Annotated in this window: 20 protein-coding genes and 1 pseudogene; 10 read left to right on the plus strand and 11 right to left on the minus strand. The window is 46.4% G+C overall.

Annotated elements, in window-relative coordinates:
- Positions 1 to 63 precede the first annotated feature (63 nt).
- Both mnmH and selD read right to left on the minus strand, forming a co-directional pair.
- Positions 64 to 1107: a tRNA 2-selenouridine(34) synthase MnmH gene (mnmH, locus tag CEF21_RS03915; protein WP_123913461.1), complete on the minus strand. Its 1044-nt coding sequence runs from the start codon at positions 1105 to 1107 to the stop codon at positions 64 to 66.
- A 21-nt stretch (positions 1108 to 1128) separates the two neighbouring features.
- On the minus strand, positions 1129 to 2181 hold the full coding sequence (gene selD / locus CEF21_RS03920; RefSeq protein ID WP_123913462.1) for a selenide, water dikinase SelD: 1053 nt from the start codon (positions 2179 to 2181) through the stop codon (positions 1129 to 1131).
- A 134-nt stretch (positions 2182 to 2315) separates the two neighbouring features.
- Here selD and CEF21_RS03925 point away from each other — a divergent pair, with 134 nt between their 5' ends.
- Entirely contained in the window at positions 2316 to 3383 is a 1068-nt protein-coding gene (locus tag CEF21_RS03925; protein ID WP_481747626.1) for a permease, read from the plus strand.
- A gap of 193 nt (positions 3384 to 3576) precedes the next feature.
- Here CEF21_RS03925 and CEF21_RS03930 read toward each other — a convergent pair whose 3' ends face one another.
- Positions 3577 to 4914 carry an amino acid permease gene (locus tag CEF21_RS03930; protein WP_123913464.1) on the minus strand — a complete coding sequence of 446 codons (1338 nt, stop codon included), beginning with the start codon at positions 4912 to 4914 and terminating at the stop codon, positions 3577 to 3579.
- Positions 4915 to 5853: 939 nt separating this feature from the next.
- Between CEF21_RS03930 and CEF21_RS21840 the strand changes: the two are divergent.
- The 3 genes and pseudogenes from CEF21_RS21840 to CEF21_RS03940 form a co-directional block, all read left to right on the plus strand.
- A pseudogene (locus CEF21_RS21840) lies at positions 5854 to 6060 on the plus strand (HAMP domain-containing protein); the annotation flags it as partial.
- 12 nt (positions 6061 to 6072) lie between these two features.
- On the plus strand, positions 6073 to 6999 hold the full coding sequence (locus CEF21_RS21845; RefSeq protein WP_481747654.1) for a methyl-accepting chemotaxis protein: 927 nt from the start codon (positions 6073 to 6075) through the stop codon (positions 6997 to 6999).
- A gap of 20 nt (positions 7000 to 7019) precedes the next feature.
- Positions 7020 to 8090, plus strand: coding sequence for a sugar ABC transporter substrate-binding protein (locus CEF21_RS03940; RefSeq protein WP_241156758.1), 1071 nt, complete (start codon positions 7020 to 7022; stop codon positions 8088 to 8090).
- 56 nt (positions 8091 to 8146) lie between these two features.
- Here the strand turns inward: CEF21_RS03940 and CEF21_RS03945 are convergent, their stop codons facing one another.
- Together CEF21_RS03945 and CEF21_RS03950 are read right to left on the minus strand one after the other, a co-directional pair.
- Positions 8147 to 8575 carry a YfmQ family protein gene (locus CEF21_RS03945; RefSeq protein WP_123913466.1) on the minus strand — a complete coding sequence of 143 codons (429 nt, stop codon included), beginning with the start codon at positions 8573 to 8575 and terminating at the stop codon, positions 8147 to 8149.
- A gap of 196 nt (positions 8576 to 8771) precedes the next feature.
- Positions 8772 to 9443 (minus strand): SGNH/GDSL hydrolase family protein, encoded by a 672-nt coding sequence (locus CEF21_RS03950; protein WP_123913467.1) that lies wholly within the window; start codon positions 9441 to 9443, stop codon positions 8772 to 8774.
- 177 nt (positions 9444 to 9620) lie between these two features.
- Here CEF21_RS03950 and CEF21_RS03955 point away from each other — a divergent pair, with 177 nt between their 5' ends.
- Positions 9621 to 10907, plus strand: coding sequence for an esterase-like activity of phytase family protein (locus CEF21_RS03955; RefSeq protein ID WP_123913468.1), 1287 nt, complete (start codon positions 9621 to 9623; stop codon positions 10905 to 10907).
- Positions 10908 to 10950: 43 nt separating this feature from the next.
- On the opposite strand, the gene CEF21_RS03960 is transcribed toward CEF21_RS03955, so the two are convergent.
- Positions 10951 to 11844: an aldo/keto reductase gene (locus CEF21_RS03960; RefSeq protein WP_123913469.1), complete on the minus strand. Its 894-nt coding sequence runs from the start codon at positions 11842 to 11844 to the stop codon at positions 10951 to 10953.
- Between the two features lie 49 nt (positions 11845 to 11893).
- Positions 11894 to 12514: a GntR family transcriptional regulator gene (locus CEF21_RS03965; protein WP_123913470.1), complete on the minus strand. Its 621-nt coding sequence runs from the start codon at positions 12512 to 12514 to the stop codon at positions 11894 to 11896.
- A gap of 212 nt (positions 12515 to 12726) precedes the next feature.
- Between CEF21_RS03965 and garR the strand changes: the two genes are divergently transcribed.
- From garR to CEF21_RS03985, 4 genes are all read left to right on the plus strand, one after another.
- On the plus strand, positions 12727 to 13620 hold the full coding sequence (gene garR, locus CEF21_RS03970) for a 2-hydroxy-3-oxopropionate reductase (protein WP_123913471.1): 894 nt from the start codon (positions 12727 to 12729) through the stop codon (positions 13618 to 13620).
- 2 nt (positions 13621 to 13622) lie between these two features.
- On the plus strand, positions 13623 to 15056 hold the full coding sequence (locus CEF21_RS03975) for a four-carbon acid sugar kinase family protein (protein WP_123913472.1): 1434 nt from the start codon (positions 13623 to 13625) through the stop codon (positions 15054 to 15056).
- A 66-nt stretch (positions 15057 to 15122) separates the two neighbouring features.
- Complete coding sequence (locus tag CEF21_RS03980; RefSeq protein WP_123913473.1) at positions 15123 to 16442, plus strand: gluconate:H+ symporter; 1320 nt, start codon at positions 15123 to 15125, stop codon at positions 16440 to 16442.
- Positions 16443 to 16641: 199 nt separating this feature from the next.
- A complete protein-coding gene (locus tag CEF21_RS03985) occupies positions 16642 to 17427 on the plus strand; it encodes an SDR family oxidoreductase (RefSeq protein WP_123913474.1) in 786 nt (261 codons plus the stop codon).
- 128 nt (positions 17428 to 17555) lie between these two features.
- Here the strand turns inward: CEF21_RS03985 and CEF21_RS03990 are convergent, their stop codons facing one another.
- The 3 genes from CEF21_RS03990 to CEF21_RS04000 form a co-directional block, all read right to left on the minus strand.
- A complete protein-coding gene (locus tag CEF21_RS03990; RefSeq protein WP_123913475.1) occupies positions 17556 to 18470 on the minus strand; it encodes an HD-GYP domain-containing protein in 915 nt (304 codons plus the stop codon).
- 22 nt (positions 18471 to 18492) lie between these two features.
- The gene (locus CEF21_RS03995; protein ID WP_123913476.1) at positions 18493 to 19182 is read right to left on the minus strand and encodes a hypothetical protein; all 690 of its coding nucleotides are present in this window, start codon (positions 19180 to 19182) and stop codon (positions 18493 to 18495) included.
- 302 nt (positions 19183 to 19484) lie between these two features.
- Positions 19485 to 19919 carry an Lrp/AsnC family transcriptional regulator gene (locus CEF21_RS04000; protein WP_123913477.1) on the minus strand — a complete coding sequence of 145 codons (435 nt, stop codon included), beginning with the start codon at positions 19917 to 19919 and terminating at the stop codon, positions 19485 to 19487.
- A gap of 262 nt (positions 19920 to 20181) precedes the next feature.
- Between CEF21_RS04000 and CEF21_RS04005 the strand changes: the two genes are divergently transcribed.
- Positions 20182 to 20379 (plus strand): DUF1272 domain-containing protein, encoded by a 198-nt coding sequence (locus CEF21_RS04005; protein WP_123913478.1) that lies wholly within the window; start codon positions 20182 to 20184, stop codon positions 20377 to 20379.
- A gap of 54 nt (positions 20380 to 20433) precedes the next feature.
- Here the strand turns inward: CEF21_RS04005 and CEF21_RS04010 are convergent, their stop codons facing one another.
- Entirely contained in the window at positions 20434 to 21654 is a 1221-nt protein-coding gene (locus CEF21_RS04010; protein ID WP_123913479.1) for a hypothetical protein, read from the minus strand.
- Positions 21655 to 21692: the final 38 nt, after the last annotated feature.

Consider the following 21692-nt stretch of genomic DNA (forward strand, 5'->3'; position numbering starts at 1 on the left):
CCCGCAGCATTTCTTCTTCAGAAAAGCTAAGTGAAAATTGATGGGCTTCATATCTTAATTTTATTACACCGTCTTCACAGGCACCGGCAAAATCCTAACCAGCTCAGTCAGCGCTTCCTCCGCATTTCTTACAGAAAGCGTGATTCTGTTTTCCTCCGGATACCGCATTGCAGTATGCTCGTAGCGCGGATCGTAGTAGTACTCAAGCAGCAGCATGACCGCGTCCTCGTACTCACGGGCGCTGAGGGACGCTTCAATTTGAGCAGCTGCCGGTGTATGAATTCGGGCCTTGATCCGGTAGAAGGCCTTCATGCATTCTTCATGGTGCTTCCATGGCTGGTAGTCTTCGACTAGGAACCTTGCGCGTTCCGTCCGGGGAATATCAAGGAACAGCTGGGTTCCCTGTTCTTTCTTTTCCGCGATGAATTCCGGGAGGACGGCTTTTCCGATTCGCTTGCTTTCCGCTTCCAGGACAACGAAAGAAGAGGACTGGAGCGGGAGGGCATCTTTTATGAGCAGAGAGTCGAACGTTTTTTGGTTGTGGGGATTCAGGCCGATCTGACCGAAGATGGAGCCTCTGTGATTCGCCATTCCTTCCAGATCAAGCACCGGATAGCCCTCCGCTTGAAGTTGATGGAGCAGCCATGTTTTTCCTGAGCCGGTATAGCCGTTCAGTACATAGGCCTTCGGTTTGAAGTCCATCGTTTCGATTTGATCGACGATCCACCGGCGGTATGCCCGCACTCCGCCATTCAGCCGGAACGTTTTGATGCCCATTAAATCGAGGACAGTAGCGGACGTTCTGCTCCGCATACCGCCTCTCCAGCAGAAAACCGCCTTGGATTCGGGGATCGCGCTGAAGGTTTTAATGAACTCCGGAAGCTTCGCGGATACGATTTCCAGGCCGCGGTCTTTTGCCGCCTGAACGCTGACCTGCTTATAAATCGTACCGATCTCAGCGCGTTCCTCGTCGTTAAAGAGGGGGATGTTCAAAGCGCCGGGAATGGATGCCTCTCTGTATTCAGACGGAGACCGGACATCCACTGCCACAATTTTCTTTTCTTTTTGCATCGCTAATAGCTGTTCAACTGAGAGATCCTGAAACACTGTTATTCCGCCCTTCTTTCATCAAAACTTCTCAGAAACGACAATATGGCCGGGATGATCCGCCGTTACTTCTCCGATCATAGCCGCTTCCACACCGGCGTCCAGAAGGTCTTTCAGCAGGGCATCTGCTTCTTCGTCGGCTGCTGAAATGAGCAGCCCGCCGGACGTCACCGCATCGCACAAAATAAACTGATCGATCTGATCCATGTTTTCCGGGAACGTCACATCTCCCTGCAGATGGGCGAAGTTGTTTTTCGTTCCGCCCGGGATGACGCCCTGCTCGGCAAGCTCGCGCACTCTCGGAAGGACAGGGACCGCTGTCTTTGCAATCCGGATGCCCGCTTTGCTTCCTTTCGCCATCTCAGACGTGTGTCCGAGCAGTCCGAAGCCTGTAACGTCCGTGCACGCATGAACGTCATAGGCAGCCATCGTTTCTGCTGCTGTTTTATTTAATGTGGCCATCACTTCTGTAACCCGGGCGATTTCTTCTTCGTTCAGCAAGTCTCTTTTAATAGAAGAAGTCAGGATGCCGACCCCGATTGGTTTCGTTAAAATCAGTTTATCACCGGGCTTCGCGCCTGCATTGGCCCTCACTTTATCAGGATGGACCGTTCCGGTTACCGCCAAACCAAACTTCGGCTCTTTATCTTCGATAGAGTGGCCTCCGACAAGGGTCGCGCCGGCTTCTTTCAGCTTATCGCCTGCCCCGCGGAGGATGTCTGCGAGGATTTGCTTGTCCAGATCCGCAATCGGGAAAGCAACAATGTTCAGGGCCGTAAGCGGTTTGCCTCCCATCGCATAAATGTCGCTGATGGCGTTCGCCGCGGCCACCTGGCCGAAGGAGTATGGGTCATCAACGATGGGAGTGAAGAAATCAAGTGTCTGGACAATCGCTAGGTCGTCCGTCAGACGGTACACGCCCGCATCATCGCTCGTATCAAGCCCGACGAGCAAATCGGGATTCGGCATGGCAGGGGGGAGGGAGCGGATGACCTCCTGCAGATCAGCCGGTCCGATTTTGCAGCCGCAGCCGCCTTTAGTTGATAAGGATGTTAATTTTATTTTTTGTGTCATAAGCCGCCAACCTTTCTGTATTCACTAAGATTATTATAAAGGACCTTTCCCGAAAAAGCATGGCAGAGGCATACTGCCTGTCTGCCGTGATATAATTTACTATTGTCCTGATTCTATAAAAAAGGGGAATGAAAATGGCTCAAAGTGCTCTTCAGCAACCACAGCCGTCGTCGGGTAAAAAAACCGCATGGCTTGTGATTCTATTTCTTGTGATTGCGGCGGCAGGTCTTTTTTATGTCAAATGGTGGCCTTATTATCAAAAAACATGGCTTGCTGCTTCCACACATTCAATTGGCGATTCAATTCTTGGCAGCGGAGAAGCCGGCGGGGCTCCTTCTTGGAGCGCTGCATGGGAATACGCCGTGGTTTATTTCAACGCTGTATGGAAAGCGGCTATCCTCGGGATTGTGCTCGGCTCGCTCATTCAGGTGCTGATTCCGTCCCAATGGCTGCTGCGTGTTCTCGGTAAAACAACCTTCGGAAGCACGGCTGCAGGCGGACTGGCTTCCCTTCCCGGAATGATGTGCACGTGCTGTGCCGCCCCGATGGCGGTAGGCATGCGGAAAAAGCACGTATCAGCGGGAGCAAGCCTTGCTTTCTGGATTGGCAACCCGGTGCTAAACCCTGCCGTTCTTGTCTTCATGACGTTTGTGCTGTCATGGAAATTCACGCTTCTTCGCTTAGTATTCGGTCTTATTTTAACGTTCGGCGTCAGCTACCTGGCTAACCGCTTTATGAAAGAAGAGGCACCGCTTCAGGCTGAAAAGATGGTGGAGGAAGCCGAAAAGGCTCAATCAGGTTCCTTCCTGTCAAGGTGGGGGAAAAGTTTGGGCAGCATGCTGCTGTACGTCGTTCCGGCTTATGTAATCTCCGTTCTTCTGCTCGGGGCGGCACGGGTATGGCTGTTCCCGAATGTGGGTGAAGCAGCGGCGAACAGCATCCTTGTCCTGATTCTCTTTGCGGTTGCCGGCATGCTCTTCGTCATTCCAACCGCAGCCGAAATTCCAATCATCCAGACCTTCATGGCGATGGGTCTCGGTGCAGGACCGGCCGGAGCGCTTCTCATCACGCTTCCAGCCATCAGTCTCCCGTCCCTGCTGATTGTGGCAGGTTCTTTTCCGAAGAGGGTACTTGCCTTTGTGGCCGGTTCCGTCGTGTTGCTTGGGATTGCGGCCGGGTTAATCGGGATGCTTATATTGTAGGAGAGAAACCAGCTGTGTTCCGCTTTTATGCGGGGCGGGGCTGGTTTTTATTATAACGAAAGGGTGGAAATGGACTTATTCACGTTGATTTTCTGGCTTTTCCGCCGTACATTGCTCACTTAAATATACGTTTTTCCCCACACAAAAACACCTCCAAAGAGCAGTTCCCCGCTCCCGAAGGTGTTCCTCATCATTACTTCACTCTCTTTGAATAAACCATCGAAACAACCACCAACACAGCCAAAATGCTGATGCATACAACAGTCCCGATCACATTGTCACGATTGAAGACAAAGGAAATGAAAATGACGGCCAAAGACAGGCTTGCCGCAATCGTTGTAAATGGCGCCCATTTCAGCTTGAAATACGGCTCTTTCGGATAGTGTTTGCGAAGCTTGATTTGGGCAAGGCAGATGCCGAGCCAGATCAGCAGGACGGTAAATCCGGGAATGGTCATCAAGTAGCTGATGACTTCATCAGGTGTCTGATAGGCCAGGAACACTCCGAAGATCAGGGCTATGGCAGTCAGGGCAATTCCGTTCACCGGAATATCCTGTTTAGACAGCCTGGCAAGCTTTTTTGGTGCTTCACCGTTTTGGGCCATGGAGTACAGGGTCCTGGATGTGGCATAAATGCCGGAATTGGCTGCGGATAAAACAGCGGTCAGGAGCACGAAATTCATGACGTGGGCTGCCCCCGGAATGCCTGTTGCCGTAAATACCTGGACGAATGGACTTTCCTTGCCGGAAACCTCGTTCCACGGAATCAGCCCGCAAATGATGAGAATCGGCAATACGTAAAAGAGGATGACCCGGATGACGGTGCTTTTAATGACTTTCGGAAGCACTTTTTCGGCATCCTTTGTTTCAGTAACGGCCACTCCGATTAATTCAGCTCCGCCGTATGAGAACATGACAACAAGGAGGGCGCTGAACACACCGGCTGCGCCGTTCGGGAAAAATCCGCCGTGCGCTGTGTAATTGGAAAGCGGTTCTTCAACAGGGCTTGGGATCACGCCGAAGATCATGCAAAGACCGAGAATAATAAACAGGGTAAGCGTAATGATCTTAATCCCGGCAAAGTAAAATTCAAATTCCCCGTAAAACTTTACCTGGGTCAGGTTAATCGCAATGATAAAGACCGCACAGATAAGAGCGAGCACCCACAACGGCACGGAGGCAAACCAGAATTGCAGAAAGCTTCCGGCTGCCAAAACCTCGACCACTGTTACAATAATCCAGTTGATCCAGTAAAGCCAGCCGGCGATAAAGGAGGTTCTGGCCCCAAAAGCCTTTGAAAGCAAATGCTGGGTGTTGTGATTCGGATAGACGGAGGCCATCTCCCCCAGTGCCGACATCACGATAAACAGCAGAAGCCCGCCAAGCAGATACGCAAACACAACGCTCGGTCCTGCCATATTCAATGTATCGGAACTGCCTTTAAAGATCCCTGTCCCAATCATCCCGGCGAGCGCGATGAATTGGACATGTCTTGGCAGCAAGCCTTTTCTAAGTGTTTTGTCCTGTTCCATAATTGTCCTGCCTTCCTGATAAACCATCTATCTATATTGCTTAAACGCTTTTATGCTTTTGCGCATTCAAGTTTCTAGTATAAGTGCGCGTCTGCCCGCCGTCAATTTGGATCTTTTTTATAAGAGGGTTCGTTCCAGTTATTTCTTAAAAACAGAGAAATTATAATCCGATGAAAGGCCGCTTCTCCTATTCAGCAAAAAAAAGTGCAGGATAACTTATGGCAATCGATGCATGGGCTTCAGCCACAGGACAAAAATTTAAATGACCTCCCCTCTATATAACTGGGTATTTCGACCGATATAAAAATTAGTACCAAATTGGTGGAAGCGGATACAAAGAGATCGCTGCTTCCGTTTTGTTTAGGGGGAGGGAATCATTTGTTTCAAACGATAAAGTGGAGAAATATCAAGATCCGCGGAAAATACAACCTTATTTTTTCATTTGCTGCGGCTGCCTTTTTAGTATCTGTCCTTATTACGTATTTTTATTTGGATTTATCAAGCCGAGAGCTGAAAGAAACAAGATCAAAAAATGAACTGTCCACGTATGCGGAAGACCTGGTCTCTCTCTATCAGGAGAAATACCTGCTCATTCCGGAATACATTTTGCTTTCGGATGATGAGAAGCTGGATCAGTATTTGCAGTACAGCAGCCAATTCGTGAAGACGGCGAAAAAGCTAAAGCCCCGCTTGGACAGGGGGCAGATGGACACCTTCAACAAGCTGATCGGCAATAACAACCAATTGGATCAGCAGTTTTTCAGCGTGGTCGTTCCAAATGTCCAGCAGATCAATACCGCCGAGTATAAGGAAATGCAGGCATTGGTCAATCAGCTGAAAGAGGATACATCAAAGCTTGGGAAGGAGCTGAAACATGCGGCAGCAAGCTCCAGTGAACAAGCGATGGATACGTCCCTGCACCATCTGTCAAATGTGACAATGATTCTCATCATTACCGCCGCAGCTTCCATCGGGCTATCGTTTTTGCTGCTTTATTTAGTCAGCGTGAACATAAGGAAGAATCTGAATAACGTCATTACGGTGAGTGAGGAGATTGCCGGAGGGAATTTGAATGTAAAGAATTTGGATTATGAGGGGACCGATGAAATCGGCCAGCTGTCAAAATCCATTAACTACATGGGACAGCGTCTTCGAGACATGATTTCCTCTATATCCAATCTCTCCAAAGAGGTGGACCTGCAAAGTGTGACGCTTCTTGAATCAACGGAAGAAGTGAAACAGGGAAGCGAACAGATTGCCTTAACCATTGAAGATATTTCGAAAAATGGCCATTCGCAGGCGGAGAACGCGGCCAAAATTTCCATGAATACGCAAGCGTTTAGTGACGAAATGGCAAACGCCAAAGAAAATACGGTGAAGCTTGTAGACTTTACGAATCAGATTCTTCAAGTTTCCATTCATGGCGATCAGCAGATGCATGAATCACAAAAGCAAATGACAATCATCAATGAGCTTGTAGAAACCTCTGTTCATAAAGTGAATGGGCTGGAAGCGAAGACACAATCCATTTCAGAGATTGTAGGTGTCATAAGGTCCATCGCCGATCAGACAAACCTTTTGGCGCTCAATGCTTCCATTGAAGCAGCCAGAGCTGGAGAGGCAGGGAAAGGATTTGCGGTTGTGGCAAGCGAGGTCCGAAAACTGGCTGAACAAGTATCAAATTCCATTCAGAGTATTTCCGCCATTGTTTACAGTGTCAAAGAAGAAACGACAGGCATCGCAAAGGATTTGACACAGGGATTTACCGAGGTTCATAAAGGATCGGAACAATTTGAGCGGACAAGGAAACAATTTTCGGATATAAAAAACCAGGTTGCGGATATGTCCGATCAGGTTAAGAACATTTCCGCCATTTTTAGCTCCGTTCAGGAATCGGGACAGGAAATCAATGAATCTGTCGAGCAGATTGCGGGGGCATCCGAACAAGCAGCTGCAGGATCTGAAGAAATTTCGGCAGCTGCACATGAACAAAGCCACTCCATCGACAGCATCTTCTCCAGTGCAAAAATGCTGACCGGCATGGTGGAACAAATGAACGGTTTGATTAAGAAATTTCAGCTCTAAGAAGGATGGGGGAAAAAGAATTGCTTAAGGTTCTTCATAAAAAAAGACTGGTGGGCATCCTGGTTTTAGCCATGCTTCTCCTCATTTCAGCCTGTACCGGTCAAACGGCCCGTAAACCGGAAAAAGCAGACCGGGTCAAGCTCGTGTCTGATGCGGGAAAGCCTTATATCGGTTTTGTGCTGGATACACTGAAAGAAGAGCGCTGGTATAAGGATAAAGCCTTATTCGAAGAGAAGGTCATTCAAATGGGCGGACAGGTAAAGACGCTTGCCGCCAATGGTCTGGATGATATTCAATTCAGGCAGGCTGAACTGCTTATCCAGGAGGGAGCGGATGTGTTAGTCGTCGTCCCTCATAATGCCGAACAATCAGCGAAGATTGCGGAAATGGCTCATAAAGCGGGCGTGAAGGTGATTTCCTATGACAGGCTGATAAAAAATGCAAACGTTGATTATTATATTTCCTTTGATAATGAAAAGGTAGGAGAACTTCAGGCGACTGAAATCGTCAAACGGGCGGCAAAAGGCAACTTCGCCTACATCGGAGGAGCAGAATCAGACAATAATGCGCTGCTGTTCCGCGAAGGGGCGATGAAGGTGATTCAGCCGCTCATCGACAAAGGCGATATTAAAGTCGTTTATGACCAATACACCGATGAATGGAAACCGGAAACGGCCCAAAAGAACATGCAGGCAGCCCTGGCTCAAAATTCAAATCGAATTGATGCGGTCATTGCCGCAAATGACGGAACAGCCGGCGGTGTCATCAATGCTCTGTCCTCTTCCGGTTTATCAGGGAAAATCCCTGTATCCGGGCAGGATGCTGAATTGATGGCAATAAAGCGCATTATAGAAGGTTCCCAGACGATGACCGTTTATAAGCCGATCACCCGGCTGGCAGAGGAAGCAGCGCAAGTGGCGGTGAAGGCTGCAAAGGGTGAAAAAGTAGCAGCGGATCGAACGGTGAATAATGGGAAAATCGACGTTCCATCCATCCTGTTGGATCCTATAGCCGTTACAAAAGAGAATATTAAAGACACCGTCATTAAAGACGGCTATTTAACGGAAGAAGAAATTTTTAGCGGCCAATAAATTTGTTTCAACGGGAAAAGCTGCCGGGCACGAAGCCCGGCAGCTTTTCTTAATAATCAATGGTTCCCCGCTAACGTGATCGAACCGTTTTGAAGACTCTCAGACAGCAGACTATAGGCGGCTGCCTTCTTGCTGGATTGTTTGAATACATCCACATGGTCGCTGTAGATATAGACAGAGAGCCTGACTTTCTTTTTCCCCTTCTTTGTAACCATAACAAGGGGAATGCCGGTGTTCGTTCCAGGAACATCGTATTCATCATACCGGTCAAAAAAGACCGCTTCATTAAAATGCTGGATAAATTGGATTTTTTCTTCTCCCTCCAGCGATTTTCCCATGTGCGTTACAGTGGTGTCCTCCTCAAGGACCTTTGCATGCAGTGCAAATTTGGCAAGCAGCCAATCCATAACAAAGGTCGGGGGGCTAGCCAGTACCACTTTAAGAGTGCTGACGCATATCAGCACGATAATCAGCCAGGTTGCCATTTATTGTTCATCTCCATATCAGCAGCAAACATACCGTTCTGTTATTCCATCGTAGCACAGGATCGGTTGTTCATCTTTGTCCATTGTATGAAATCTGAATGCATGTTTGCTGAGTAAACCGGAGGAGCGAGTCTCCTTTGAGAGGGAGTGATTTCACGGGCATCTTTGATTCAGTCCTTCATTCAGGCGCCGTCTCTTATGTTTTCCGCTTAATTAAATGAGAGATCTCCCTGCCGGCTACTCTGTAACCGGCAGAGGTTAAATGGATCCCATCGCCGCTGATTAATTCGTTCAGGGTGCCGGCTTGTCTCAAAGCGGTCCGGACGTCTGCGACCGCCACGTGCATTTCATCCGCCAAGGTCAGCAAGCGTTCATTATACATGCCGTGCCAATGCTCCATGCCGCCCTTCATACTGATCCAGTGGCCGATGGTGCTGCCGTATTGCCTGAACAGGTATTGGTAGTACCGCACGGGGTCGAGAGGGAGAAGTGTCATCACGATTGGTGTAATCCCGGCCATTATCATTTTCTCTATCATGGTTTTCATATTAGCGGTGAAACGGCCGGCGGGAACGATGGGCTGATGCTCCATTTCAGGATTCAGCACCACTTCCTTCCAATTGAAATTGCAGTCATTCCCTCCTATTCCAATGATCACGTAATCCGGATTTTCATCCAAAACGTCCTTCTGCAGTCTTTTTAAAAGAGAATCGGAATGATCGTTAAATACCCCCTTATTGACCACGGTTGAATCGAATTTTAAACATTCCTCCAGGTAATAGGGGTAATTCTTTTTGGTTATTCTTAATCGCCCTTTGACAGACGTTACGCCCCTCGTCAAACTGTCACCGAAGCAAATGATTTTCATCGCTGCATTTCCCCATCTTCTATAGTTTGATGATCCTATGAGCTGAAAGGTCAACCCTTTACTGTATTCACGGGATCAGAAGAAGATATAGACAGAAGGAAAAAACCGCTAAAATGATGCGGTTGCACTAATAATCCCGCCTTTATTGCCCATCATAAAAGAAAAAGGGGGATTAGGATGAATCTGCAAAATGCACTTAAAATGATCATTACGTCAGCCATTTGCTTTACTCTGTTCGCATGCTCCAACAATCAGCAGGAGACCAGGAAAGAGAAGGAGAGCGCTTCCGGCTCTTCTTCGGTAAAGCTGATCGGAAAATACCAGCTCGAAAATCCGCCGGTTTTAGCGAAAGGGATCCATGCGGGGATGGGATCATCTCTTGTACATCTCCCGGGAGATCCGGATCATGTTTTTTACTCTTCTTCCGACCGGGGCCCGAACGGGGAACTGACCGTAAACAAGGAAGAACGGAGAACGTTCCCGATTCCCGCCTATACTCCTGTCGTTTACCGGATCGAAATTTCCGAAGGGAAAATAAACATTACAGATACCATTCCGTTAAAGCTGCCCAAGGGGTCCGATCCCGTAACGGGAAAATCCCTTATTACAGGTCTGCCTAATGTGAAGGGGAAGGATGAAATCCCTTACGATGCGAAAGGGAAAAGGGTTTTGTCCTACGATCCGTATGGCCTGGATACAGAAGGTCTTGCCTACAATCCAGCGGATGAAACGTTTTGGTTAAGTGATGAATACGGGCCAAGTCTCGTTCAGATGAAAAAAGACGGAACCCTTATCCAGCGGTTCGTCCCATCGGGAATGGAAACGGCATTCAAAAACGCATCCCTTCTTCCTGTAAAAGGGAATTTGCCGGCGGTTTTATCAAAGCGGGCGGATAATAGAGGCTTTGAATCCGCAGCGATTACGCCGGACGGGCGCTATCTTTTCACCATGACACAAAGTGCCCTGGAGAATCCGGATGACAGCTCTCGAATCACCAGACTGTTAAAAATCGATCTAAAAGCTTCCAAGGTCATTGCTGAATACACCTATAGGTTTGAAGATGGCAAAAAGTTCGGAGTGGATCAGGAAGACATCGTTGCCTCTGATCTATATGCGATCGATGAGCACCGCCTGCTGGTGGATGAACGGGATACCGCTTCTGGAAAAGAAGCGAAATACAAGAAAATCTATCAAATTGATTTGCAGGAAGCAACCAATGTTTTAGACAAGGATCAGGCAAAGGGAAAAACGCTTGAACAAATGAACACAAAGGATTTGAAGGCTGAAGGAATTAAAACAGCGGCTAAAAAAGAAGTGCTCGATCTGTTAAAGTTCGGGTATCCTTACGAAAAGGCAGAGGGCATCACGCTCGTCGGCAAAAAACTGGCGGTCATCAATGACGATGACTTTGGCATGGCGGATTCGAACAGCAAAACGGAACTATGGCTGTTCCGTTTGCCGTAAATAGAAGGGGGAGAAGCTGTCTGAACGAAGCTTCTCCCCGGATTTAAATGATATCCAATGGCATTTTACTGTTTGGCTCAGGAAAGGCTTGATCTAAACGGTGAAGATCCTCATCTGTAAACTTTATGGAAGCGGCTTCTGCATTGGCCAGCACATGCTCCTCCTGAACCGCTTTTGGAATAGCGATGACTTGATTCGAACGGATGGTCCACGCCAGTGCGATTTGCAGGGGCTGAACATGATATTTTTCAGCAAGCTCTTGAATCACTGAATCCGATAAGAGCTGTTTTCTTAAAGAACCTCCCTGGGCAAGAGGACTGTAGGCCATGATTGGCATACGATGTGTTTGATGCCAAGGCATGAGATCGAATTCGATGCCTCTTGAACCCAGATGATAGAGGACCTGATTTGTCACACCATTTTTCCCGTCAGGCAAGGATTTAAGCTCTTCCATATCAGCGGTGTCAAAATTGGAGACTCCCCATCTGAGAATTTTACCCTCCGCCCGGAGTTTTTCCATTCCCTCAATGGTTTCCGTCAAGCTGACACGGCCTCTCCAGTGAAGAAGGTATAAATCCAGCCGGTCGGTTCCGAGCCGTTTCAAGCTGTGTTCACAAGCCTCAGTGATTTTATTAAGACCTGCATGATGAGGATATACTTTTGAAACTAAAAAGACGTCATCCCTGCGGCCTTTAATGGCTTCTCCTACTAAACGTTCAGAGGCGCCCTCCCCGTACATTTCTGCCGTATCAATGAGAGTCATACCCAAATCCAGCCCGAGTCTCAGCGCTCTGATTTCTTTCTCGGCATCGTTTGAATTGTCCCCAATATTCCACGTGCCTTGTCCGATAGCAGGCAAGGAAGTTCCGTCGGGCAGTGTAACTTGGCGTTCGGCTAACGACTGTTTGATTTCCTCTAAACCTTTCACATCCCTCATCCTTCCTCATTTTAGCTTTTCAGATCGAAAATCAAGAATATGAAAACGGCTAACTTCCCAGCAAATGCAGACAAAACTCCAAATCCGCTTTTAGATGCTCTTTCATCAGGTGCTCGGCTTTGTCTCCGTCTCTTTCGCGGATGGCGCTGTAGATTCCTTCATGTTCCTCAATTAAAAAGGGGCGATTGTAGAATACGACTGTCCTCCGGAATAGATAAATCATGGATTGCATCCGATCGATGATATCAATCATATGAGAGTTGTAGCTCGCTTTTACAATAATATCGTGAAAGCGCTGATTTGCCTGCATGATCTCGTCAGTGGTGCCGCTTTTTCCAACTTCAATGCATTCATAAAGTTCCTGCAGTTCATCTTCCTTTAAAAAGGAGGCTGCGCAGTTAGCGGAGTAACCTTCAAGTAAAATGCGGACGTGAAACATATTCCTCAGGTCTTTTTCAGTCGGAACGACCACTTTTTTGTTTACAATGAGTCCTTCATATTCCAGTTTCTTTATAGACTCTCTAATTGGTGTCCGGCTGACGCCCAATTCAGCTGCAAGTTTTTCTTCTACGATTTTCGTACCGCCAGGCAGCTCGCCGTTTAAGATCTTATCCCTGATGGCCTCATAGGAAGGGTGGCTGATCCGCTGGGTCCGGTCATTTCCAAACATGTTTTTCACCTCAAACTCTTTTGTTTTAACGTACTGCTATCTTATCAAATTCACTTATAAAAAAACTATAAACCAAATAAACGATTATAGAATGTTCTGTTTTGTATACGTTTTATAAATAATTGTATACAAATATTTATTAATTGTGTACAATACCATTTATAAAGAATGTTGGAAGCGATTTCAACCGAACGAAACAGGAGGCGTAAAAAATGGAACGGAAAATTGGATTTATAGGACTGGGAATCATGGGGAAACCGATGGCGCTCAATTTAATAAAAGCGGGACACAAACTGACAGTGTGTGATATTAATCAGGAAGCCGTAAATACTCTCGTTGAAAATGGTGCGGAATCCGCCGCTACTCCCAGAGAGGCAGCGGAAAAAAGCGAGATTATCATTACGGTTCTGCCTGCTTCCCAGCACGTAAAAGCAGTTGTTTTAGGTGATAACGGAATCCTGGCAGGCTCAAAAGAAGGCTCTGTCATCATCGATATGAGTTCCATCACACCGGAAGTGAGCCGTGAACTTGCTGCAGAGGCAGCGAAGTACGGGGTTGGCATGCTGGATGCGCCGGTAAGCGGCGGAGAGCCGAAAGCGATTGACGGGACACTGGCCATTATGGTCGGCGGGAAGGAAGACGTTTTTCAGAGCGTTGAAACGGTTTTATCCGGAATGGGGAAAGAGATAACGCTTGTAGGCGACAACGGATGCGGAGTGACAGCGAAGCTTGCAAACCAAATTATTGTCAACCTAAACATTGCGGCAATGTCGGAAGCACTTGTTTTGGCTTCAAAAGCGGGAATTGATATTGAAAAAATGTACAAAGCGATCAGAGGAGGCCTTGCTGGGAGCGCCGTGCTGGATGCGAAGGTTCCAATGATTCTTGACCGCAATTTTGTTGCCGGCGGGAGTATTGCGATTAACTTGAAGGACATCACAAATGTCATGGACACAGCTCATGAAATTGGCGTTCCGCTTCCTCTGTCCAGCCAGCTGCTTGAAATATTTCATGCATTAAAGATTGACGGCAAACTCAATGACGATCACGGAAGCATTGTCCGCTACTATGAGAAACTGGCTAATACGGAAGTAAAGAGGGGCTGACTATGAGGGAAAAACGTTTATCAGCACAGTATCTAACATCGTTTCCGCAGGCTGACAGCAAAAAGGCAGATGCAATGCTTGCTGAAACGCTAAAAACTTTAAATAAAAAAATTATTGTTTTGGATGATGATCCTACAGGTGTCCAAACGGTACATAACATTTCAGTTTATACAGACTGGAAGGCAGAGACCATCGAAGAGGGCTTCAAGGAAGAACAGTCCATGTTTTTCATTCTGACTAATTCCAGAGGATTCTCGGCTGAAGAAACAAAGAAAGTCCACCGTGAGATTGCAGAAAATATCGGGGTAGCCGCTGCCAAATTGAAGCAGGATTTCATCATCATCAGCCGGGGTGATTCCACGCTGAGAGGGCACTATCCACTTGAAACGGAAGTTCTGAAAGAGACGCTTGAAGCATCTTCAGACAAGACAGTGGATGGAGAAGTACTGCTTCCGTTCTTTCAGGAAGGCGGCCGGTTTACAGTCAACAATGTCCATTATGTCCAATCAGGTGAAGAGCTTGTACCGGCAGGGGAAACCGAGTTTGCGAAGGATCGCACGTTTGGCTACGCCAACTCCCACTTAGGGGAATGGGTGGAGGAAAAAACAAAAGGCAACTATCCGGCAGAAAGCACGCTGTATATCTCGCTGGAACAATTGCGCTCTTTCCAAGTGGATCAGATTGCGGAACAATTGTGCAGGGTGGAGAACTTTAACAAAATTGTTGTAAACGCAATCGATCAGACGGATGTGAAGATTTTCACGATTGCGCTGATTCAGGCAATGAATGCGGGGAAAGATTTTCTTTTCAGAACAGCCGCAGCCCTTCCGAAGATTATTGGCGGGGTACCTGATAAGCCCCTTCTCACACGGAACGAGCTGATAACAAATGAAACAGGAAACGGCGGACTCATTGTGGTTGGCTCGCATGTCCGAAAGACTACCGAACAGCTTAATGAGTTAAAAAAATTGAGCTGGATTGAATTTATTGAATTCAACAGCCACCTCGTCCTTCAGCCTGAAAAATTTAAAGAAGAAACAAACCGGGTCATTGAAACAGCAGAGGCCCATATTCAATCAGGCAAAACGGTTGCGGTTTATACAAGCCGGGAGCGCCTGGATCTTGGCGAAAACAAAAAAGAAGAAGAATTGAAATTGTCTGTGACCATCTCGGATGCCGTCACAAGCATTGTAAAAAGACTCGAAGTCACACCGGAATTTTTGATTGCCAAAGGAGGCATCACGTCCAGTGATGTTGGAACAAAAGGCCTCTCCGTGAAGCGCGCGACGGTTTCCGGTCAGGTGCGCCCCGGAATTCCCGTTTGGAAGACTGGAAAGGAAAGCAAATATCCAGGCATGTCCTATGTGATTTTCCCCGGCAATGTAGGGTCGGTTACTGACTTAAGGGAAGTCGTTGAAATGTTAAGCGGAAAATAAAAGATAGATTCGGAATGCAGGCTGCGTGCCTGCACTCCGGAATAGTAGGAGGAAAGGGAGAGAGTTATGCCGATATTGTTTATCACAATTGGAGTCGTCCTATTGTTGCTGCTCATGATTGTTTTTAAGTTAAACGCTTTCTTATCATTGATCATCGTGTCGCTGTTAGTCGGTATTATGGAGGGCATGAGCCCGGTTGAAGCGGTCGAGTCGATTACAAACGGGTTAGGCAGTACGCTCGGTCATCTCGTTCTTGTGCTCGGTTTTGGAGGGATGCTTGGTAAGTTGATGGCTGATTCCGGCGGTGCGCAGCGGATTGCCATAACACTTGTCCGTTCTTTTGGTCAAAAAAGAGTCCAGCTTGCAGCGGTGATTACAGCCATGATTGTTGGAATTGCGTTGTTCTTTGAGACCGGAGTCGTCGTGCTCATTCCGCTTGTATTCACGATTGCAGCGAGTGCCGGCGTACCGATTTTGTATATTGGAATGCCGGTAATCGCGGCTTTAATTACGATGCACGGCTTTGTTCCCCCGCATCCTGGACCTACGGCTGTCGCGGCTGTCTATGATGCGAATCTTGGGATGACACTGCTTTATGGCGTGCTGATTGCCATTCCAGCTATTTTTATAAGTGGTCCATTATACACAAGGCTATTTAAAAAAGAAGACTTAGAAGTACAGATTCCAAAAGGTTTATACAATCCTAAAGAGTTCACAGAAGAGGAAATGCCAAGCTTTTCTGTAAGCGTTTTTACTGCTCTCATCCCGGTCATCCTGATTGCCTTCCTGGCATTTGTAGAAATCGTGATTCCCGACTCCGGTCTTTTAGAGACAGCACAATTCCTGGGGGATCCCGGAATCGCTCTTTTAATATCTGTTGTTGTGGCCATTTTTACCTTTGGGATCAGCCGCGGCAAAAAAATGCCGGAAATTATGCAATCAATCACTGAATCAGTCAGCAGCATTGCCATGATTCTATTAATTATCGGAGGGGGCGGCGCCTTCAAACAAGTCTTAATTGACAGTGGAGTAGATAAATACGTAGCAGGGTTAATGGAAGGGTCCACACTTTCTCCATTGATTCTCGCGTGGTCTATTGCTGCAATTTTGAGAGTTGTATTGGGTTCTGCAACGGTCGCAGGATTGACCGCTGCCGGTATTGCTGCTCCTTTAGTGGGTGCCGCTCATGTCAGTCCCGAGCTGATGGTGCTTGCGACCGGAGCCGGAAGCATGACCTTCTCTCATGTAAACGATGCAGGTTTCTGGATTTACAAGGAATACTTTAATCTTACCATCGGCAAAACCATTAAAACGTGGTCGGTTATGGTAACAATCGCTTCCCTTGTTGGACTTGCAGGGGTGCTCATAATTAATCTGTTTATTTAAAGAATAAGAGAATAATAGATTGAAAGAAGGGCTGCCCGAAGCAGCCCTTTTTATGTGAAATAATCTGTTCGAGCATGGGTGAATGAGATGACCCTGCTTTTAAAATAGGCTAGTTAATCACAGGTAAGCAGATAGGTGTTTGATTCTTCTTGCCTATAGGGAAGAGAAGAAGTAGAGCATGATAAGGAGGAAATGAAGAATGAGCAAAACTATTTTTATCACAGGCGCGGGCACCGGACTTGGGAGGGGGGCAGCGCTGGGCCTCGCTAAAAAAGGCCACCGCGTCATAGCGACAACAGAAATCACTGCCCAGAAAACAGATTTGATGCAGGAGGCGCAAAGCCAAGGACTTGATATCGAAGTGTTCAAACTCGATATCACCAATGAGCGGGACCGGGCCCAGATTGAAAAATACGACATCGATGTATTTGTGGCCAATGCGGCCATCAATGAAGGCGGTCCTCTTGCAGAAGTGCCGATGGACCGGTTCAGGGCACTTTTTGAAGTGAACGTGTTTGCAACGCTTGAAACCGTTCAGGCTGCAGCCCGGAACATGGTGAAGAGGGGAAGCGGGAAAATCATCTTCATGAGTTCGATGGCGGGGATATCGGCCACTCCGTATGTAGGGCCGTATACAGCAACCAAACATGCGATTGAAGGAATTGCCCAAACGATGCAGTCTGAGCTGAAAGAATTCGGTGTCCAGGTCGCGACCATCAATCCAGGGGCGTACGATACAGGCTTCAACGACCGGAGTGCGGAGGAAAAATGGAAATGGTTTGATGAAGAAAAGCACTTCACGAAGAAGGAAGACATGCTGGAGCAGGCAGAAGGGCTGAAGGATCAGTTCGATCCGCAGGACATGATTGAAAAAATGATTGAAATCATCCCGGCCGATCATCACAAATTCCGCACCGTCCACCCGGAGGAAACCGAGAAACAGCTGAAGGAAACCGAACAGGAATGGTGGGGGATGGAGATTTGACAGCAGTTACTAGATAACGAAGAAAACGGACTCCTGTAAAAGGGGTCCGTCTTTTTGTTCCTTTTCTTATTTTTCAGCAGGTCCAAATAATAAAGAAACCGCAACTCCGCCCTTGATACAGAACACCCTTATTCTTTAGGAAGGACCCCATCAGAAATCAGCACTTGTTCAAGGGCATCAACAATCGGCTTTCTGTAATGACGGTTCGTTAATCCTTTTATTTCTTTCATGGCATCAACAGGGTTCAAGCCTTTTCTGTATACCCGGTCGGAGGTCATGGCATCGTATGTGTCTGCAATGGCAATGATTTGGGCTTCGGTTGAGATTTGGTCACCTTTCAGTCCGTATGGATACCCGGAACCGTCTAATCGCTCATGATGCTGAAGGATAATGTCACCAATGTAATGGTAGTAGGTAGCCTTTATCATTTCAGCGCCATCAAAGGAATGTTTCTTTAAAATCTCAAACTCTTCAAGAGTTAGCCGTCCAGGTTTGTTTAAGATCTCTTCAGGTACGTGAATCTTTCCCACATCATGGAATAATGAAGCGAAATATAGATTTTCCAAACTGTCTTTGGAAAGATGAAGTTGTTTTGCTATCTGTACAGAGTAGGTTTGAACGCGGGCACTGTGCTGATAAGTGTATTTATCTTTTTCCTCTACTTTTTGTACAATTTTAGTCAATTCATTAACACTCTCACTCATATAGTGAAAAGCAGGCTGTGTTGTAAACCACAAGAGTTTCATTTCAGATAATGATTTGAAATAGGTTGCTTCTTCAAGGTGCTGAAAATAGAAAAAATCTCCTGCTTTCAATATTATAGTGCTTTCTCCATCCTCATAAGAGCATTCCCCATTTAATATGTAGAAAAATTCCATTGTATAGGGCGAATCCCCGGGATAAACATAAAAGGTCTTTCCTTCAAGTATTGTCTGCAGGATGACTTCAGAGCCGTCTCCTTTAGCTAAAAGACTGTAATCGGATACTGAATCCGCTACTTTTTCCAGAAAGTTACCCTGCAATCCGAGATGAAGACCTTTCATGTCCAATCCCTCCAGAGTTTTATTAGTGGCAGACTCTTATAGGATCAATCCAGACTAAACGTCCTCCCAATTCAACCAGAGTCCACGAAGCTTCAGCTTGGATGCCTTTTTCTGCTGCTTTTTGAATCATGTCATTGGACATTTTTAGAGTCGTATCATATAAGTCGGTTATTAATTTATCAAGTTCGCGGGTGAACTTTTCTGTGCGGTCGTTGTATTTTTCTGTGTTTTTATCAAGGTTTTCTTTCAGTCTGGAAATTTTTTCGTCCAGTTTCTTTTGGTCTTTTCCTTCTGCCGGAGCCATAAGAGAAAGAGCATCGATTTCTTTTTTAATAGAAGTCATTTTAGCGCTGATTTTGTCAGTTTCTTTTTCTAGTTTACCATTAAGTTCAGCTAATTCCTTCTGAATTTTTTCGACTTTACCGGAATCGTTCGTTTTAGATAAATCGCTTTCAAGCTTGCTTTTTTGATCTTTTAATTTTACAACTGTGTCGCCTTCTTCTAATTTCTGAATATCCGCTAAATAATCTGCTTCAAGCTCGTCCGCCTCGATGACCGCCTTTGCGATTTTCTCTTCGATGGCCAAGTTTGTTTTTTCAATGGATGCCAGCACTTTTTCGGTGTCCGTGCTTGTTGAAGCTGCAAGTGCGCTTGTTCCAAAAGACGCGGACAGCCATACAGAAATAGAAATAACCAGAGCTTTCTTTAACATGTTTTTTCCCTCCGTTTTTTCATCCCATTAGGCCTTCAAGACGTGTTTAAGAGGCGGTGACAGATGGAGACTTATGCGGCATGCTCAAATGATGTTAAAGGAATCGCTCCGAATGCAATGCATCCTAATTCATATAGTGAATGAGCCAGGCAGGAAATCGGTTTCAAAAATCAGTATAAACTATCTAGTAGTATTTGACTATCTTAAATTGCTTTATAAAGAACAATAATCTAAGAAAATTCAATATATTGAAAATATGTGTTTGATTTTGTCGGATACAGGGTAATATATCACTTCTTTTTCTAGTGTTCGACATCGAAAAACGGCTTGTATGTTAAAGATGAGGACAAATTAATCAGAGTGGAAGGCTGTCCATATTCCATCGCCGCATCAATGAAATCCTCCAGCGTATGGACGGATTCGGTCACAACTTTAACAAGGTAGCTGTATTGCCCCGCAAGCCGGTGGCATTCCATCACCTCTTGATGATCGCTGCAGAATTCGCGGAAAGCCTTGCATCTTTTGGAATCAAACAAAATAAATGCGGTCACGTATTTATTGATTTTCTCCGGGTTGATCACGGCTCTGTAGCCGGTAATCACGCCCTTATCCTCAAGCTTTTTAACCCGTTCCTTCACAGCCGGCACAGATAAATTGATCCGGTGGCCAAGCTCGGTCATCGAAACGCGGGCATCCTCCTGAAGATGAAAAATGATTTTTTGATCCAGTGCGTCCATCCTTCAAACCACTCCTTAAAATATAAATCAATCAGATGAAAAGAACGTAAAAAATGAAGTTTTATCCGATTATTCCCTCACAAACTGTATGTTAAATGATTCCAGTTAGAAATACAATAAGAGGGCAGCTAGTTGAACGGGCTGCTGATGGCAAACGTTACAGGGCAGAAGAGATTCACAAAATGACTCTCGTCAATCTGCATTAAAAAATTCGCGGAAATCATGAAAAACGAAGTGTTAAAAAGAGAGAGGAGCTTGAACGATGGGACTTGAAATGAGAACGAACTGTGAGAAATGCGAGCATACACTGGATGCTCATTCTGCCGCATATATATGTGTTCATGAATGCACGTTCTGTGAAGAGTGTACGGAAGATATGCACGGGGTTTGCCCGAACTGCGGCGGGGAATTGGTGAAGCGCCCGAGAGCGGGCGGTGCCTGTCCGATTGGCCAGTCTTAATAGAAGAAACTCCCGGTCCATCCCTTTTCAAGTGAATCGGGATGGATTTTCTGATTAAATGCAAATACGGCCGTTTTTCTTTAGCCAAATGCGCTCATAAGCATCTGTGTAGCGTTCTTTCCAGCACTGTTTGTACCACTTTATATGTTCAGCAGGGACTTGTTCACCAATGAGTGTCCGGTTAAAACCGATGCCCAGCTGGATATTAGGATAGGAGGCTTTCTTCAGCCATAACCGCAGCAGTTCCACAATATCCCCGGCAGAGCGGTTTTCTGCAAACTCGATACTGTCCAAAACGAGCACGGCTCCGTCTTCACTTAGCCAAATCCAAGATTGAGCCAGTAAGTTTGAATTTTTTTCAAAGACTAAAAAGCCGCTTTCCGGGTTTATTAGCCCTTCCATCATGGAAGCTTCCCCGCTCCCATTTAATCGCTGGCAGCAAACGGTCAAATAGCCCAATATGACCTGCTTATGATCGTCAGGCTCCAAAATATAAGCGATCCCACGGCTGGAATCTGCTTTTTCTCGGTTAATGCTGCACATAAACGGAGTGTCGAAAGAAAACGGATATTTTGCTTTACACCGCTCCCATTCTCTTTCTTTCCGGTTTAGAGCGAAGTACGCTCTCTGCATGGATAAACTTCCTTCCCGGGGAAAATCCGGTTCCTCCCAATAGGCGATCCCATCAAGAACGGTTTCATTTTTGGTTTTCCCTGCCTTTGATAAAACCCACTGCTCCAATTCAGGATTCTCAAAAGGGTATTTGCAGGCGATGCCAGCGGCAAAGCTGTGTATATTTCGTTTATTCTGCCTCATGTGCCGGATGACAGATGGCAAGCGCTCTCTGAAAATAAGGCCGTATGTGATCCGGTCATATATAGAAGGGATTTCTTTATCGAGGGATAGGGCGAAGCGTATGCTGGAAATATGAAAGGTCCGGATCAGCATTGGGACATTCAGTTCCCCAATCATCTCTACTAAATAGATGAATATGTTTGGAATGCGATGGAACTTGCATTGAAAGCCCGTATACATTTTCCAGATAGAGAAAGCGGCAGGAAACTCGTTAAATTGCTTCTCGTATTCAACGTCATCCCGGCTTAATTTGTCCAGCACATCCATTACGTTTTCTGGAATGCTGAATTGGAACAGCAATTGAAATAATGGGTATTTTCTTTCGTATGCTTTCGCTATATCCTCAGGGCTGAAAGCAATTTCCTCCTCCTTCTCTCTGCTGTCGAAAGGATAAGAATGGCAGGATTCTTGAGAGGACATGGCCATGAACTCCTTTTTTCTATCAGTTTATTGACCAA

The organism is Bacillus sp. FJAT-42376, assembly GCF_003816055.1.
GTDB lineage: Bacteria > Bacillota > Bacilli > Bacillales > Bacillaceae > Metabacillus_B.